Source organism: bacterium (Candidatus Blackallbacteria) CG13_big_fil_rev_8_21_14_2_50_49_14 (assembly GCA_002783405.1).
Lineage (GTDB): Bacteria > Cyanobacteriota > Sericytochromatia > UBA7694 > UBA7694.
In genome coordinates, this window is the sequence record PFGG01000053.1 from 1 (window position 1) to 17,165 (window position 17,165).

The window sequence follows — 17,165 nt, forward strand, 5'->3', positions numbered from 1 at the left end:
AATAGTTTAGTCACTTTACAGAGTACGCCCACTTCTTTGGAATTTCAAAATCTCCGAAACTACAGTTTTTCTATCGAAAGAGAGGTGGTTCAAAAGGGAAAGCAGAGTTACCAGAAGGTCTATGGTCTGACTAACTTATCCCCTCAAGAAGCTGATGCGCAAAAGATTTTATCGCTAAATCGAGGCCATTGGAGTGTGGAAAACAAATCTCATTGGGTCAGAGATGTCGTGTATCGAGAAGATCATAGCCAAATTCGTGTAGGGGTTTTGCCTCAAGTGATGGCTATTTTCAGAAATTTGGCTATTGCCCTCATCAAAACCTCTGGACAGTCCGTTACAAAGGCAAATCGATTGTATGCCACCAATCACTGCCTTTCTCTTGAACTTTTATTCCAGAGAATTAAATAGCCCGTCTTTTCCTTATGATATTCAGAACCTTGTTTAAATAAAATATAATCTCGTCTCAATAGATTTTGAATCTTAGGTGGAAAAACACTCAGAAATCTTTCAATCTCATTGGGGGAAACCGAACTGCCCCAAAGCAAGCTCATTTTCCAAAATCCAACTTCTTGAAAATTTACAAAAGGAAATACAGGCTCCATTTGAGCAAGCGATAATTCCAAATTAAGATGGTATTTCATTTCGTCTGAAAAAGGGATGCCCCTTGAAATGAGAAACTGAAGAGGAGAATTAGAATGACTAAAAAAAGCTTCAGAATACAACAAAAAAATATCTAAATCAGTAAGGGAATTTTGAAAAAAAATAAAATAGTCTTCAAAACTATCGGGAGCAGAATGAATGGTTTTAAATAGAAAATCGTAGTGTAGTTTACGCTCAGAAGTTTTTTTTGGAAATTGATGGGCATCAAACTCCTTTTTAAGATCTTCTAAATAAACCTGTTTTAAACTTTTTTTAGAATTTGAAACATCTGAAGCTTGAGTTTGACCGCTTGGTATGAGTGAAAGTAAACTATTGGATAAATAGGGAAGATCATCACCACAGGCACTGAGCAGAAAAATAGTAAAACCAAGAAGTGTTTTTTTCATAATTTCTCCTGAAAAAACTTGAATTTTCATGGCGTCCTATTTTCAGTTTTGATACGACCATAACGAATAGTATTCTTTGTAAAATCTGGGATAAAAAAATAAGGAAAACTCAACAATTGCTCATTAAGGTTTAGCCAAAAATGATGTACAAGCTGAGGAAACTTAGGATTCGAAATATCCAGCTCGTAATAAATTCCACCATAATGGTTAGAATCCACTGATAAAACAAAAAGTTTTTGATTAAAAAATTGAATTTTTGCAGAAAAATATTTATTTGTTGACTTTTCTTTTTTATCTCTTAGAGTAAAGTTCTCGATCGACCATCGGGAAAGTAATTTTGGATTTGAGTAATTTTCAAGCGAATAAATTTCGAGAAAACCTTGGTTGATATTGTATAATAAATTCGAATAAATTATAGCAGCTTGGCTTTTAATTTTTTTATCAAACTTTATAAATTGATTATTTTTAAGCAATGCTATCAAATATGGAACCGCATATCTTGTCTCATATTCTTCTAATAAAACCGCCTCTTTAGCATTTATTAAAACTAAATTATTTGATTTTTGCGTAAGATTAAATTCTTGAGTGGGTTCATTGGTCTCAATATTTTGAAAGGACAGCTTATCTTCTGAGATTATCCGATACAAGTAAGGATAGAAAAAAATTGAGTCACCCTGAATATCCCAACTGAAAATATACATATTCGTATCAAATTCTTTGATAGAATCCAGTTGATTAGCATTTATCTTATATAAATTGATTTTTTTTTGATTCTTAATCGTCAAAAGATAGGGTTTACTCCAATAAAGTGCATCAACGCTTTCTGAAAAATGATGTTTAAGGTATAGAGAAGGAGAAGGGCTCTCAGGAGATAAGGAATAAAACTGAACTTGCTTATCTGAAAGAAGAATGAGATCATCATCATATAGAATGCGCTTAAAGGGTTCATCCTGATAAACCACAAAGGGCTCAGTTTCCCCTGGCTTTTGATGATTCAACAGAACCGCTTTCATCTGATTCTCAGGGGTAATATAATAAAAGCCATTTGGCAAAGAAAAACTATCAATCCCAAAATCTTTTTGAGGAATCGTCTGCTCCCATAAAATTTTATCCTCAAAGGAATCCACCTTAAGAAAAACACGCTTATCATCTTCATTTCTTGAAACCAGTAATGAATGATTGTTTAATTTCATTCGAAGGGGAGATTTCAGTGGAATTGAACTTTTCTTAATATAATTTGAGTTCGCATTGAGATCACTCTTTACATAGATAGAGAGTTCCGTATCCCCAAGTTGAAATATATGATCTTGATCCACTAGAACGTTATATTTCCAATCATTCGCAAACTCTTTACCACCATCATTAGAATTACCACCATTTTCAAAACGAATAATTTCTTGAGGAGAATTACCAAAAATATCAAAAAAATTTGCTTTATCTGAATATTTAAAATTATTTTTCCAAAGTTCGAGCTTATTATCTAAGTAATAAAAGAAAACAAATTGTTCATTTACACTGAGATATAGACAATTTTGAGCAGGAAATTCATCAACAAAACGCAATTTTCCCGAAACAAAAATAGAAAGATATTGTTTACTATCAATAATATGCAAAACATAGACGGTTTTATCATAGGCTGCCCAAGAAAGCGTAGAAGTAGGAAGCGCTTGCTGCATTTCAAGTTCAAGTTTTCCAGACGCATTTTTATGATAGCTGGAAATAAATTCCTGTTTGTCAACTCCAGTTTTAAGTCGAACATAAATATTTTGATTCAAAATACGAATTTCAACAGGTTCACCAGATAAGGAATGTATCTCTTTCGGAAGCTTTTCAAACTCAAGTACGTCACGCTGAAATGCATCGACAGGAAAAACCCACAATTTATTGTTTCGATCACCCAGATACAAATGCGTATCATCTACAGCAGAAGTTGAAAATCTGGGTGACAATGAAACAAATTCCAAAGTACTGGATTCATCTAAAGAACTAAAATTTGTTTGAAAATGAACTGTGCAAGCCAGCAAAAAACAAAATAACAGGAGTAAAAAAAAGACATATTTTGTTTTTTTGATTAAATTAAATAGATTTATATTCATTATTATCAGGTATAAATTCAAAAATGAATTATTAAATATATTTCGTAAAAATAATTTCAGCAGCGAATATCTAGTAGAACAAAAAGGAAATAAGCGTCCCTTTCTTGTGGGCCAAAAACGGCTTCTGGACTTGCTAAAGGAGCCTGCATATCTGGACGGGAACTTCCACCGTATTGTACTAGCTTATAGGCATCAGCCCCTATAGTTTCTCATTCTTCTGAAAAAATGGCAATCAAAAGATCGGCTATATATTGGGCTTAACACGACTGACCGGTTTCCAACGGCGCAGGAGCAAGGCATTGCTGACCACACTCACACTGCTGAAAGCCATCGCCGCTCCCGCCAGCATGGGGTTGAGCAACCCGAGGGCGGCAAGTGGAATTCCCAGCAGATTATAGAAAAAGGCCCAGAAAAGATTCTGGCGAATTTTGGCATAGGTGCGCCGTGAAATATCCAAGGCATCGGGAATCAGAAGGGGCTCCCCACGCATCAGGGTCATGCCTGCGGTCTGCATCGCCACATCGGTGCCCGTTGCCATCGCCAGGGCAATATCGGCCTGGGCCAATGCCGGTGCATCGTTAATGCCATCGCCCACCATGGCCACCACTTCTTTTTGAGCTTGCAGGGCCTGAAGAATTTCAGACTTCTGACCAGGCAGCACCCCGGCATAAAACGTACTGATCCCCAGACTATCAGCCAGACTTTTCGCCGCTCCGGCATTGTCTCCGGTAATCAAGACCGTTTTGATGCCCAAACGCTTCAATTCAGCCAAGGTTTGGGCCGAACTGGGACGGGCCAAATCGGCAAAGCCCAAAATAGCAAAAACTTCACGCTGGCCTTCACAGGCCAGACCAGAGGTGCTCAACCCCTCAGCCTGCCAGCTTTCTAACTGGGTCTGAAAAGAGGAAAGCTCAAAACCAGATTCTTCAAGCCAGGCAGGATTGCCTAAAAACCAGTTCTGGCCCTTGATCTGACCGGATAAGCCTTTGCCGGCCTGGGTGCGAATCTGCTCAGCCTGGGGCAGATCCAACCCTTCAGCCCTGGCGCGCACGGCCTCGGCCAGCGGATGGGCGCTGCCCTGTTGCAAAGCTGCAGCCAGAGCCAAAATTTCAGATTCAGGTGCCTGGCCTGCAATCTGCGTCAATTGTGGGCGGCCTTCGGTCAGGGTGCCCGTTTTATCAAAGGCCATGACCGTGGCTTTGTGGGCGATTTCAAGGGCTTCAGCGTCTTTGATCAAAATTCCGGCTTGGGCCGCCAACCCCGTCCCCACCATGATCGCGGTGGGGGTTGCCAAGCCCAATGAACAGGGACAGGCAATCACCAAAACAGAAACTGCGTGGATCATCGCCGTTTCAAAGGGAGCTCCCAAAAACAACCAGACCCCAAAGGTCAAGCCCGCTATGGCAAGCACAACCGGCACAAAAACAGCACTGATTTTATCCACCAAACGTTGAATCGGCGGTTTCACGGCCTGGGCATGCTCCACCATGGCAATAATTTTCGAGAGCAGGGTATCCTGGCCCAAAGCCGTGGTTCGGATCTCCAATAGCCCATCTAAATTCATGGCCCCCCCTGTCAGCTTCTCTTCAGGGCCACGGGCCACAGGCATGGACTCGCCGGTAATCAAAGATTCATCGACCAGACTTTCCCCTTTGAGAATCACGCCATCCACCGGAATCCGCTCGCCAGGGCGAACCAAAACGGCATCTCCCAAACGCACTTCGGCCAAAGGAATCACCGTTTCCACCCCCTTGCGCAAGACCCGTGCGGTATCTGGTCGCAAAGACTCAAGCGCCCGAATTGCATCGGTAGTTTGGCGTTTGGCTCGGGCTTCAAGGTGTTTTCCCAAGAGAATCAGGGTAATTACCACCGCCGAACTTTCAAAATAGAGATGATCCAGCTTGCCCTGCAAGAGTTCATACAGGCTCAAGCCCCAGGCGGCGGAGGTGCCCAAAGCCACCAGCAGGTCCATATTGCCGGTACGGGATTTGAGCGCTTTATAGGCTCCCCGGTAAAAACGGGCCCCCAACCAGAATTGCACAGGGCTGGCCAAAAGCAATTGCAGCCAACCGGGCAGCATCCAGTGTATCCCCAGCGGCATCAGCAGCATGGGCAGCATCAAAGGCAGACTGAAGGCGACCGCCAGCCAAAAGTGTAAGAAGGTGGGATCTTTTTTTTCGCTTCTGGGAACCGGCTTTTCAGGGTTCAAGCGTTGGGCGTCAAAGCCTGCGTCTTCTACGGCTTCAATCAAGAGAGCAGGGTCGAGCACCTGCGAGGTCATTACACGGGCTTTTTCAGTCGCCAGATTGACTTCCACGCTGACCACGCCCGGCACGCGCAAAATAGCTTTTTCGACATTGAGGACACAGGAAGCACAGGTCATGCCCTCGATCGCAAGTTGGGTTTCAGACATCGTTTCCAGCTCAGACATCGTTTCCTCCAGAATTCAGTCCCCATCCAATTATACCCTTGCGGGTATAAAGTCTGTCACCCATCCTATCGGCAGACACGCCCGCCTGTGCGAAAATAGGAACAGGGATGCGAACCATGCATTTCGATTTCAAATCAGGAGCCTTACTCACATGAACGATTTGACTTTTGCCGTCAGTGGACTGACCTGTCAGGGTTGCGTGCGCTCGGTCACCAAAGCCATTCAGAAATCTGATCCCCAAGCCCAAGTCGAGGTCAATCTTGACGAAATGAAACTGAAAGCCCAGACCCAATTGAGTGCCGCCGAACTGCAGGCCCGGATCGAAGCAGCGGGTTTCAGCGGCCACGAGATTGCGGTTTAAACAGAATTTTTTTAGTCTCATTCAAAATCCTCAATCTGGTTGAGTAAACTATCCAGTTCAATCCGCGCTTGCTGGTAAAAATACCAAGCCTCGAGCTGTTTCAATTGTCCCGCCTGAAAACGGGCGAGCGCATCCAGGGTTTCAAGCAGAATGCCCTTTCCATGGGCCAGACGCAGGCGCGAAATATCCACTTCTTCCTGCAGATTGGCAAGCATCTTGCCTGCCAGTTGCAAGTTCTCTGTCTGGGTGATCAGTTTTTGGCGCAACTGCAGCGCCTGAGCCCGCAAACGGTTTTGTAAGTCTGTATATTCTGCCAGACGTTGTCGGGCCTCTGCTTGGTAATTCTGAACCTGGGCATCGCGCTTAAAGCCATCAAAAACAGGCAGGGCAATCAAGAGATCCAGGGCCCCACCCGACGTCATCTGCATGGCAGGGTTTTCAGGAATCCGCTGTTCATAGACAGCCGCCAGATAGACAAAGGGAAAATAACTGGCCTGGGCCAAGCTGACGCGGGTCTCTGCTTCCTTGAGACGGGTTGCACGCATGGCCAGCTCAGGGGCATGTTCAAAGACCCAGCTCACCAAAACTTCAGCCTCTGGGGCTGGTGGAATTTTTTGTGGCAAGGCCAGCCCAGTCTCTGGAAGAGAGTCGGCTCCCGGCAAAATTCTTTGCAATTCCAAATTCAATTGAATCCTGCGCTCCTGCAATTGATTCAACTCCATTTCCAGCCCCTGAAGATCGCTTTGGCTGCGCAAAAGCAGATAGCGGGGAATTTTACCCAGTCTGAACTGCTCCTCGCTGAGCTGGTGCATTTCATCATGCCAATTGAAAAAACGCCTCAAGACCGCTTGCTGGGAATGGTTCCAAGCCAATTCCAAGAGATTCTGACGGGCTTCTTTCCACAGTTGCAGTTTTTGCTGCTGTAGTTGAAGATCTGCATTGCGTAGCGCAATCCGGGCCAATTCTACTTCTGCCTGAATCTGGCCACCAGTATAGACCGGATAAAGCGCGGTCAGATTGAGATTGGCGCTGGCACCACTGGGACGCATACTCATATTCATGGGGTCAACCCCTGGTACGGGCAGAGACATGCGCTGCACATTGCTGGCTGTCAGTTGACTGTTGAGACTGAGCTGAGGCCAAAGCCGGGCTTCACTGAGCTTTAAACGGGCCTGGGCAGCTTGAACCTGCTCTTGGGCCGCCAGCCATTCAGGATTCCGCGCCAGGTAAGCAAGCAATTTTTCAGGATTAAATACCGGCGTATCGGGTGCCTGTACAGGGCTGGAATGTCCTGTATGGGCTGGGGCAGCTTCTTCAGGCAGAGTCTGTACTGAAACGGGCAAAGCCAAACCCAAACAAAGCAGAACTGTCAAAACTTTCATGATTTTCTCCTTTGCCAGCGGCTGTGCAAATCATCCACCAGGGTATGCATCATGGGAATATCCCAAAGACTGAGCAGGGTACCCGCTAAAAGCCCGCCAATCACAACGGTAGCCAAGGGGCTGTAAGCATCCAGCCCTGTAGGCGGGGCCAGCGCAATGCGGGTCATGACCGCAATCGTAATCAGAGAGGTCATCAAAATCGGGCGCAGACGTTCGGGACAGGCCTGAATAACCGCCTGATCGCGAGGAAGACCTGTCTGCCGGGTGCGCAAAATATGGTCAATCAACAAAATCGCAGTGGTAATATCCATGCCCGTTAAAACGATCACCGCCATAATCGAGACCGAGGAAAAAGCCTGATGGGCCAGAAAAAGCGCAAGAAAAACACCACTCAATTCCAAAGGCAGCGAAAAAACCATCTGCAATGGCTGCAAAAAGCCTTTAAACTGTGCCACCAGAATTAAGAAAATCAAGAGCAGCGAAAGCGCCAAGCCCTGAAAGAGACGGGCAAAACTGTCCATCATCTGGGTCATGTCGCCACGCATTTCAATGCCGTAGCCCGGAGGCCAGTTGAGTTGCCCCATGGCTTTCATCAGCACTTCCATAGAGGCATCCATCGAAGGTTTTTCACCGGGTCGGTAATAGGCAAGCACGGTATTGCTGCGGCGAATACCGTCATGTTCAATCAACGTGGGAGTTTGACTGGGAGCGAGACGGGCCAGGCTTTTCAAAGGTACCGGGCCAGAAGGGGTTGAAATTTCAAGATTTTCAAGGTCACCCAAACTGCGCCGTTGATCGGCTTGCAAACGCAATTGCAGCGTATCCTGCCTTTGATTGCTGAGATAAAAATCTTCTTCGCTCAAACTGCCGCGCAACAAACTGTCGAGTTGCTCGCCCAAATCTTTGAGACTGATCCCCACTTCCTGCAAACGGCGTAAATCGGGGGTGAGTTCCCAGGTCGGTACGCCCAGCGTCCAGGAGGTTCCCACCTGGTACAAACCTTCTGTTTTTTTGGCAATTTCAGCCACTTCACGGGTCAGTTGATCGATAATTTTTAAATCTTTGCCTGTCACCAGAATCGAAATCGGGGCCTGAGAAGAGGCCATGACATCGGAACCCATTTCTTTGATCTGCAAACGGCGAATGCCTGGCACGGTCGCGAGTGCCCGTTCTTGAACCTCATCCATAATCTGCCAGATACTGCGCTGGCGCGTATCCTTATCGCTGAAGGTCAACATGATTGACGCGCCATTGACCCGGTTCATGGCATAGCCTGTAAAAAAGGTGCCTCCCGGTTCAGCCCCCAATTCCACAGAGGCTTTTTCAATTTCAGGATACTCCGCCAGAATTTCCTCAAAGGCCCGCACGATTTGCTCAGTACGTTCAAAAGAGGTTCCTGGCTGGGTTTCAAGCACCCCATAGGCCTGCCCCACATCTGCCAGTGGCATCATTTCACCGCCGATAAAAAAGAAAAAACCAAAACCGATCACGAGTGTTGCCAGCACGCGAATCAGATTGGAAAAACGGTGTTTGAGCAACCAGGCAATCCAAACAGCATAGCGTTTTTCTAAGCCATTCAGAAAACGGTCAAAGGGATAGACCCCATAGCGATAAACAGGATGACGGGAAGGCGTCTCGGGTTCAGGTTTTAGCAGCTTATCGGCAAGAACCGCTGTCAGCGTCATGGATACCAGAAATGAAATACTGACCCCGGTGACAATCGGCCAGACCAGCCCCTCAAACATGATCTGGACAATGCCCCCACAAAAAAGCAGGGGCAAAAGCCCGACAATCAAAACCAGGGTTGAAGCAGCCACAGACAAACGCACTTCGGAAATGCCATCAATCGTCGCTTCGCGCACGTTTTTGCCCAAGCGCAGGTGTTTCTGAATGGCATGGATATCAATGATCGCATCGTCTACCAGGCGGCCAATCGCCACCAAAAATCCGATCAGGGTTGAACTGTTCAGACTCATGCCCATGGGCACCATCACCAGAATCGAAAAGGCCAGCGAAATGGGCAGGGTGAGTATCGCAATGCCTGTGGCCTGTAAATTGCCATGCAGGAAAAAAAACACGGCAAGCGCTGTCAGCAGAATCCCAAGGATCAGTTCTTCCCCCATATTCTCCATCAGGATATTCACGAAATGGGCATTGTCATAGGCGGTTTCAAAACGCAGACTGGGATACTCCTGCTGCATAAGCTTCAGTTCTTTTTCAACCGCTGCAATCACCTTTGGCGAGCTGGCAGCAGGGTTTTGCACAATCTGAAGGGCCACTGCATCTTCATAACGCTGGCCATTTTTAAGGAAATGAAAGGCACTGCGCTGCTCTCGCGCCGTATCTTTGACCTCTGCCAGATCTGCCAAAGTCAGCATTTGCTCGCCTTGCCCTTTGATCGGAAGTTTTAAGAGATCTTCTGGGCGCGAAACATGGTTTTGAATGCGAATCGGCGTTTCATGGGTGGGGGTATTGATTCGCCCCCCCGAAAGGGAAAGATTGTTGCGATCCAGAATAGCTTTCAATTCAGGGGCAGAGAGTTGGGCTGCCGCCAGTTTATGGCGGTCCAGCACAATCTGCATCTGGCGTTTTTTTCCCCCATAGGGATAAACCGATTGAATATCGGGGAGGCGTTTAAGGCGGTTGACCATTTCATTTTCAGCAAATTCACGCAGTGCAACGGCATTCCAGTCGGGAGCCCGTATCGCCACGGTCAACACGGGAATATTCAAAGGGTCAATCGGAACGACCCAAGAGGGCTTGCGATTGGCCCCCGTGCCCGGTAAATCGGCCTGAACCACCTGCATTAAAGCCTGTACATCTGTCAGGGCTTTCTGCATATTCGTCCCATAGGGAAACTCCAAGGATACGATTGAAAACCCCTCCTGCGAACTTGAGCGGATATAGCGCACTTTGGGGATCACGGTCATGCGCTCTTCAATCGGTTTGGAGTAATACTGTTCGATTTCAAGCGCAGATAAGCCTGGGGCTTCAGTCACAATCCCCAAAATCGGACTTTCGATATAGGGCATCATGCGGCGGGGCAGAACCTGGGTCAGGGCAATTCCACAGGCCAAAAGAATCGCCAGATAAAAACTGATCACCAAATAAGGGTGCCGAATTGACCAGGCGGGTAAATTCCAGACAGAGGCTTTTTCTTCAGTTTTCACGGCAGATTAAACTCGAAACTGATCGGTTTCAAACGTTTGCCCTGGGTCTCGACCTGAAGACGAACACGCCACAAACCGCTCATACCGTTGAATTCTGCAGAATATTTGCCCTGCCCCAGATTTTTTGCTGTCAAAGCAGGGCCGGCCATATTCATGGCGGGCATCGAGGTTTCAAGTGAAAGTTTCACAGAATCCTGCGTTTGACCGGCCTGCAGCCATTTGAATTCAAGCTTGACGTGATCATTTTGGGGAGGTTTGGGAAAGAGGTTTATTTCAAGCACCTGATTTTCGGGTTGTTTGAGGCTTAAATGCCATTGATTTGAAGCTGCCAGACGTTGCTCACCCCCGGGCTCAGGCAAACGTTCAGGGCCCTCCGCTCCCCATTGAACAGGAACCACCGCCATGCCCTCTTGCAGATCGGCATAGCCCTCGGTAATCACAGGATCTTCCGTGGGCAGATCTTCCAGGCTGACCTCTTCGGCATTTTGCGCCAAAACTTCAACGGCCTGATGATGGGCCCGTTTCGCACGCATCACCCAGACATAATCCTGCCCCTTGAGCTGGTGCAAAGCCTGCACAGGAACGGTGGGATGGGGCAGGGAATCACCGGGAACCTGAAGTCGGGCTTTGACATATTGGCCGGGCAGTAATTGACCGTCTGGATTGGGCAAAAGCGCTTCCAGAAGCTGAGTCCGGGTTCCTGCTTTGACCTGGGGCGTTACCGAGCTGATCCGTGCTTCAATTTCATCATCAGGAGCGGCCCCCGTGGAGAAGGTCAAAAGGGTGCCACGGGGAAAGCGATGGGCCTCCTGTTCTGGCACAGGAATTTGAACCCGAATCGGATCAATCGCCAATAATTTAAGCAGGGGGGTTCCGGCAGGGATCACGGATCCCGGTGCCATCAGCCGTTCACTGATCAGGCCCGAAAAGGGGGCTCTGATTTCGGTAAAACTTTGAATGATCTGATTTTCACGCACTTCAGCCTGAGATTTACTGACCCCCGACTGTGAAATTCCCTGACGAATCCGGTTCTCATTCAAAAGCGCTCTGCGGGCCTGGCTGTTCCGCCGCGAGCCAAGCAAACGGGCCTGGGCACTTTTGAAAGCCTGTTCCGCCGAACGGGCATCTGCCTGATAGCGCTGAAGTTCTTCAAGTGCGATCGCACCGGCTTCATAGAGTGCTTTTTCGCGCGGCAACCGTTCCTGCCAAACGCCCCAATCGGCCTGGGCCGATTTGACTTCAGCCTGGGCGCTTGCAATTTCAGCCTCGCTGGACTCTGCTTCAGCCTTGAGCCGAACCGACTCCGCCTGCATCAAGCGAAGTTCTTGCTGTGCCTGGTTCTGGCTGCGTCGCGTGATCTCGGTGCGGGCTTGAAGTTCAGGCGCAGAAATCTGAGCCAATAATTGGCCTTTGCTTACCCGTGAACCATTGTAAACAGAAACCGAACTGAGTGTGCCATCTACACGGGAGGCTATCATAATTTCATTTTCGGCCTGAAGCGACCCGGTGAAACTCATCTCTGAAGAGATGGTTTTCAAAAGCACAGCTTGGGTCGCCACAGGAACAGCACCGGGTTCAGGTTTCATGGCATTCATATCCATCGCCAGAGACTCGATCAAATTGGATTGCCCTGCTTTGCGAAAATGGGCAACCCCCCAGCCTGTCAGGCCGATCACGCCCAGCAGAAAGAGCAGGCCAGGAATTTTAGACGCAAATTTCATTGCCACAGCCCTTAGTGGGAGTGCCCGCCAGCCACTTTCAGCTCAAAAGCAAGCTCTGCTTTAAAGGGGGCTGACTGTTGAAGTTTGAGCTGCCAATCCCCGCCCATTTTAAAATGGGCTTCCAGGTCATATTCACCCGTTTTCAGGGGCGTGATTTTAACCGTTTCTTTCATGCCATCTGACATGCTGATTTCAGCTTTCAGTTTCGCTCCAGCAACCCCTTGACCCGCTTTCATGATTTTTAAATTCAGGTGTTGCTTACCCATCATCAACGACTTGGGCAAGGTCAGTTTATAGCTCGCACCGGCTGCGGATTTGGTCATGCTGCGCATACTTCCAGCCAGGCAAGGCAAGGCAATAAGAGAAGCACCCAAGGCCCATACGATCGAAAGTTTAGAAACCTTTTGCATAAAAAAATCCTCCGTAGACTGATATTCTCAGCCTAACAGAGGATTCTTTGAATTTCCTTTGAAACGAAAGTTTACTGAACTTTCTGCCAGGTCATGGTCTGTCCATTGGCTGTGGAAACAATGCGTATCATCCGACCGCTGCCTGGATCTACCTGGCAGGTATACACATCGCTGATACTGGGGATATTAAACGTAAAGGCATGTTGTGCAAGCCAATATCCGCCCCCATCATACATCGTGCCATCAGCCGTCTGAATTTTGACAAAAATCTGACTGCCCTGAATTGAAATGCGGGCATGGGTTCCAGACCCATCTGTCCACAGACCATTCAGATTCCAATGCTGAGGAGTCTGCTGCTGAGGGGGGGGCTGTTGCGGCGCCTGTTGTTGGTACATGGGTTGTTGCTGCTGGGGCGCGCGGGGAAGTTTTCCGCGCACCCAAACGGTCACCCCTCCTTTTGCATCACGTACCAAAATTTTATTGGGGTCTGAAAAACTGACCTGGTAAGAACCATAACCAGGCACACTGTAGACAAAAGCGTCACTGAAACGGGTCCAATACCCTTGATATTTCTTGGGTTGGCCCTGACGGGGATGAACGGTTACAAAAACCTGTTCCATATTGGCCCACAATTGAATATAAGAGCCTGTTGACGAGGTCCACCAGCCATTGGGATCACTTGCAAAAGCAGGAAAAACCATGCCAAAAGCAAGCATTAAAGCCAGAAAAATTTGGCGCATTCAAAAATTTCCCTTCATATGATTTCAAAACTTAAAACAGGATTGATTATAGCAAAATTATTATCAATCTGTAGAAAAAAATTGAATTCTAACCAGCCCATGGCTGCCCTGAAATTCTGCTAAAGTAGAGGCCATGCAAACAGATGTTTTTAAGTCTCACCGCTCGTTTATTCTGGAACTGACGCTCCGCTATTGCCTGTCATTTACCGTCCTGCTGCTTCTTTTGGGGGGCTTAAGCTATTTCAGCCTGCGTCGGGTTCTCTATGAAAATCTGGATCAGGGTCTGCAGGTCATCGGACGCAGCGAGGCTGATTTTGCAAGCAAAGGCCAGCATTTACACCTGCACCCCACTGCCAATGTGAATCCGGGCTCAGATACGCATACCCTGCCCCGCTATGTTCAGATCGTAAACCCAGAGGGGCAGATCCTGGCAGTAAACTTCGCACACCAAACAGCCCCACTCCCACTCGAATTGAAACGTTTGCATTCCAACAACAAACAAGCACAATACCTAACTGTTCATTATCAAAAGGCCGACTTTCGCCAGCTTTATCTTCCCTTTTCATACCAAAATCAAGTTTATTTTTTGATCGTGGTCAGCCCCTTGAGGCCCTTACAAAGCACCTTAGACTCTGTCTTCAATGCCTATTTCTGGCTTTCAACCCTGCTGCTCTGTCTGGCAGGCATCATGGGCTGGCTTTTGGCCCATGATGCTGTCAAACCTTTGCATCGCATCACCCTGACGGCCCAGGCAATTGGCGTGGGTCAACTTTCCGAACGCATTCCCATCGCCCCCGATACGCCACGAGAATTTGCAGAATTAACAGCAGTGCTCAATCAAATGTTGGCACGTCTCGAAAACGCCGTACAAAATTTAAAACAATTCAGTGCAGATGCTTCTCACGAACTCAAAACACCGCTCAGTGTTTTAAAAGGGGAATTACAGGTGGCCCTGCGCAGAGAACGCAATCCCCAGGAATACCAAGCCCTTTTAAACAGCAATCTTGAAGAGGTGAACCGCTTAATTGCGCTCACCGAAGGTCTATTGGCACTCAGTCGCTGGGAACAGGAAGAACCTCAAAAAGGGGAAAGCAATCTTCAGGCACTTTTCAAAGAGCTTCAGGCACGTTACGCGGATCTTGCCCAGAAACAGAAAATTGACTTGAAAATCGAAGTTCCTGAAAAAAATCTCCATTGCCCAGTGGCCCGACTGTATCTGAGCCAAATTCTCAGCAATCTGCTCGACAATGCTCTGCGTTTTTCTCAAGCCCAACAAACAGTATGGCTGCGGGCCGGAGAAACAAAGGAGCAGGTCTGGATTCAAGTTCAGGATCAGGGGCCCGGCATTGCCCCTGATGAACAGAAAAAGATTTTTGAGCGTTTCTACCAGATTGAAGCTTCACGCAGCGAAAATCGCAGCCACTTCGGCATCGGTTTGAGTTTGTCCAAAGCCATTACCGAAGCACACCAGGGCCAAATCAAGGTGGTTTCAAGCCCTCGCCAAGGCGCGTGTTTTGAAGTGCGCTTTCCCAAAAGCTAACGAGCACCGCGACAAACGATCTGCACGCCCCATCGAACATTAGCTCCCGCTCTCTCGCAGCAATTTTATTCTTTGTTTGACTTTGATTTGAATATATTTAAATCTCAATTAAATCAGTACCGATTAATTAATTCATTTATATTAATATATATAATAATAAAGATATTAATATTTAAATAAATGGGAGCCCTCTATGAGAATGCTTCAACCCCAGTTTTTATTCAGGTCACTTGGTTTTCTTCTCAGTGCTTTCATTCTCAACGCCTGTCAAATCACTTCGCCGTTTGAAAAATCTGCCTTGCCAGTCCAAACGCAGGCCGTTAAATCAGGGCAAATACTGAACCTCAAACTTCGCTTTGATAAAGGTTTTCAAACCCAATGCAGCCAATGTCGGGCAGAATACGTCAAACTTGAAATCAAAGGGCCCGGTCATGTCAGCACGCCGCTCTATGCCTACGGTGCAGACGCCAATGGTTTTATCAAAGTCCTGAATGAAAATCCTCAACTCTCAGCGCAGGTACCAGCAGGCTCCAATTGGACGGCCATTGCAGGGCTTTATGCCAACAATAACCCAGATGCTGAACCGATACTGAAAGTAGGCGCGGCCTTCCATGTTCCCAATACGGATCCCCAGATCGAAATGGATCTTCGGGCCCTGCAAAGTGCAGAACTGATCAAAGCCCTGCATGAAATTGGCTCGAACAAGGTCTTGACCCCACTTGACCTTGAAAAATACCAGGCCTTCAGCGACGCACTTTTGGGCGTGGTTCAAAACCCCGATGGTACCTATCAAATGAATCGGGTTCCAGCGGGTCAGGATCCAAGCAATTTTCTCGATGCCCGCAAAATTGCGGGTTTAATCGCACAGGACACCCTCTCAGAAATCAGTGAAAACGCAGGTCAAACACTCAATCCCAATCTACTCAGCTCGCTTCCCCAAGCCTTTCATACCTATCGTGCCAAAGAACTGACAGCCGGATTGACCCCCTTGAGCATGAATCCTGCGACAGGCCATCTTTTCAGTTTTGATATTCTGCAAAACACCAAACGGATCTATGGCCTCAGTTCTGCACTCGCAAATTTGCCCTTAAAGCCCGTCTTCAATCCCGTCGAAGTCGGACGTCTTCAGAATATTTACCTTTCGCTCGGGCATGCCAATCCCAGTGGTACCCAACCCATACCTGTTATCTATTTGATGGAGTATACAGGCCTGAACCGCATGAGCTTAAAAGCCCTGGATCAGCGATCCGGTGCCTTGGTCTGGAATTATAACTTTAACCAGACAGACAGTCTTGAAACACGCTTTGTACCTGTCAGCCAGACTGACAAGCGGGGAACAGCAAGCCCAGCTGATGATACGGATATTGTGTATACCACGCTTTTGGCCGATCACTGGAGTTTTCCAGGAACCCGTGGCGTCTATGCCCTCAGAGAGGGTCAGTTGGTTTGGCGCTATTCAGAGGACAGAGAATTCACGGGTTCGGGTGCGCTCTCCCCCGGGGGAGACAAGCTCTATCTGGTCACCCGTTCTGATCCCTTTAGCTCGGCGAAATTAATCGCCGTAAAAACACAACCGGCTGCGCCCCCCCAGGGGGAAAAAGCCTGGCTTCAGGAAGTGGATCTGGGAGAAGAAGCCTTTGATACAGCCACCCCTGTGGTGGGCACAGATGGCACAGTCTATGTCAATACGGTCAATACCGCCAATCAACGACACTTTGTACAAATGCCAGGCCATTTACAAGCCATAGCAGCCAATGGCCAGCGCAAGTGGAAGGCTGCTTTGGCTGTTGCCTCATTTTTCCCACCTGTGATTGGTCATCAAGGGGGTGAAGACATTCTTTACACCTCAACCGAAGGCGCAAAACTACATGCCATTCGTCAAAATGGCAGCGAAAAATGGCAGGTCACATTGCCTGGCACAGTGGGAGAAGGGCCCAGTGGCTCCCCCACTTTGGGTTTGAATCTGGCAGGAGAAACAGTTATTTATGTGCCCTGGGGCAATGGTCTGATCTATGCCATTCGGGATCAGGGGACAGAAGGAAAAGTACTCTGGGCACAAGCCCCCGGCGGTAAAAACAATCGTACCGTTTTACTGAAAGATGGCGTGCTCTATGCCACCACAATGGATGGTGGCGAAGGCCAATTTGTTCAAATTCGCTCCTTAAAAGTGAATACCCCCAATATGCCTCCCCAGGCTCCCTGGCCCATGCTGGGTGGAAATCTCATGGCCTCTGGCCGCAGTCAACTTCACGAATAATCAGGAGAAAG

12 protein-coding genes are annotated in these 17,165 nt (G+C 47.6%); 4 read left to right on the top strand and 8 right to left on the bottom strand.

Translation table 11 applies throughout. The features are described 5' to 3' along the window. Positions 1–365 precede the first annotated feature (365 nt). Together COW20_12915 and COW20_12920 are read right to left on the bottom strand one after the other, a co-directional pair. Positions 366–1,076 carry a hypothetical protein gene (locus COW20_12915; protein PIW47318.1) on the bottom strand — a complete coding sequence of 237 codons (711 nt, stop codon included), beginning with the start codon at positions 1,074–1,076 and terminating at the stop codon, positions 366–368. Beyond that, entirely contained in the window at positions 1,073–3,142 is a 2,070-nt protein-coding gene (locus COW20_12920; GenBank protein PIW47319.1) for a hypothetical protein, read from the bottom strand. The genes COW20_12915 and COW20_12920 overlap by 4 nt, the downstream gene beginning before the upstream one ends. Between COW20_12920 and COW20_12925 the strand changes: the two genes are divergently transcribed. Continuing rightward, on the top strand, positions 3,114–3,347 hold the full coding sequence (locus tag COW20_12925) for a hypothetical protein (GenBank protein ID PIW47320.1): 234 nt from the start codon (positions 3,114–3,116) through the stop codon (positions 3,345–3,347). The two genes, COW20_12920 and COW20_12925, sit on opposite strands and share 29 nt — an antisense overlap. A gap of 39 nt (positions 3,348–3,386) precedes the next feature. On the opposite strand, the gene COW20_12930 is transcribed toward COW20_12925, so the two are convergent. Continuing rightward, entirely contained in the window at positions 3,387–5,573 is a 2,187-nt protein-coding gene (locus COW20_12930; protein ID PIW47321.1) for a copper-translocating P-type ATPase, read from the bottom strand. Between the two features lie 151 nt (positions 5,574–5,724). Here COW20_12930 and COW20_12935 point away from each other — a divergent pair, with 151 nt between their 5' ends. Further along, the gene (locus COW20_12935) at positions 5,725–5,934 is read left to right on the top strand and encodes a hypothetical protein (protein ID PIW47322.1); all 210 of its coding nucleotides are present in this window, start codon (positions 5,725–5,727) and stop codon (positions 5,932–5,934) included. Between the two features lie 17 nt (positions 5,935–5,951). On the opposite strand, the gene COW20_12940 is transcribed toward COW20_12935, so the two are convergent. From COW20_12940 to COW20_12960, 5 genes are all read right to left on the bottom strand, one after another. Continuing rightward, on the bottom strand, positions 5,952–7,316 hold the full coding sequence (locus COW20_12940) for a hypothetical protein (protein PIW47323.1): 1,365 nt from the start codon (positions 7,314–7,316) through the stop codon (positions 5,952–5,954). Beyond that, positions 7,313–10,486 carry an AcrB/AcrD/AcrF family protein gene (locus tag COW20_12945; GenBank protein PIW47324.1) on the bottom strand — a complete coding sequence of 1,058 codons (3,174 nt, stop codon included), beginning with the start codon at positions 10,484–10,486 and terminating at the stop codon, positions 7,313–7,315. The genes COW20_12940 and COW20_12945 overlap by 4 nt, the downstream gene beginning before the upstream one ends. Further along, positions 10,483–12,207: a hypothetical protein gene (locus tag COW20_12950; protein ID PIW47325.1), complete on the bottom strand. Its 1,725-nt coding sequence runs from the start codon at positions 12,205–12,207 to the stop codon at positions 10,483–10,485. The genes COW20_12945 and COW20_12950 overlap by 4 nt, the downstream gene beginning before the upstream one ends. An 11-nt stretch (positions 12,208–12,218) precedes the next feature. Beyond that, positions 12,219–12,617, bottom strand: coding sequence for a hypothetical protein (locus COW20_12955; GenBank protein PIW47326.1), 399 nt, complete (start codon positions 12,615–12,617; stop codon positions 12,219–12,221). Positions 12,618–12,688: 71 nt separating this feature from the next. Beyond that, the gene (locus tag COW20_12960; GenBank protein PIW47327.1) at positions 12,689–13,357 is read right to left on the bottom strand and encodes a hypothetical protein; all 669 of its coding nucleotides are present in this window, start codon (positions 13,355–13,357) and stop codon (positions 12,689–12,691) included. Positions 13,358–13,490: 133 nt separating this feature from the next. Here COW20_12960 and COW20_12965 point away from each other — a divergent pair, with 133 nt between their 5' ends. Together COW20_12965 and COW20_12970 are read left to right on the top strand one after the other, a co-directional pair. Then, positions 13,491–14,897 carry a hypothetical protein gene (locus tag COW20_12965; GenBank protein PIW47328.1) on the top strand — a complete coding sequence of 469 codons (1,407 nt, stop codon included), beginning with the start codon at positions 13,491–13,493 and terminating at the stop codon, positions 14,895–14,897. 193 nt (positions 14,898–15,090) lie between these two features. Further along, a complete protein-coding gene (locus COW20_12970) occupies positions 15,091–17,154 on the top strand; it encodes a hypothetical protein (GenBank protein PIW47329.1) in 2,064 nt (687 codons plus the stop codon). The last annotated feature ends 11 nt before the right edge of the window (positions 17,155–17,165 follow it).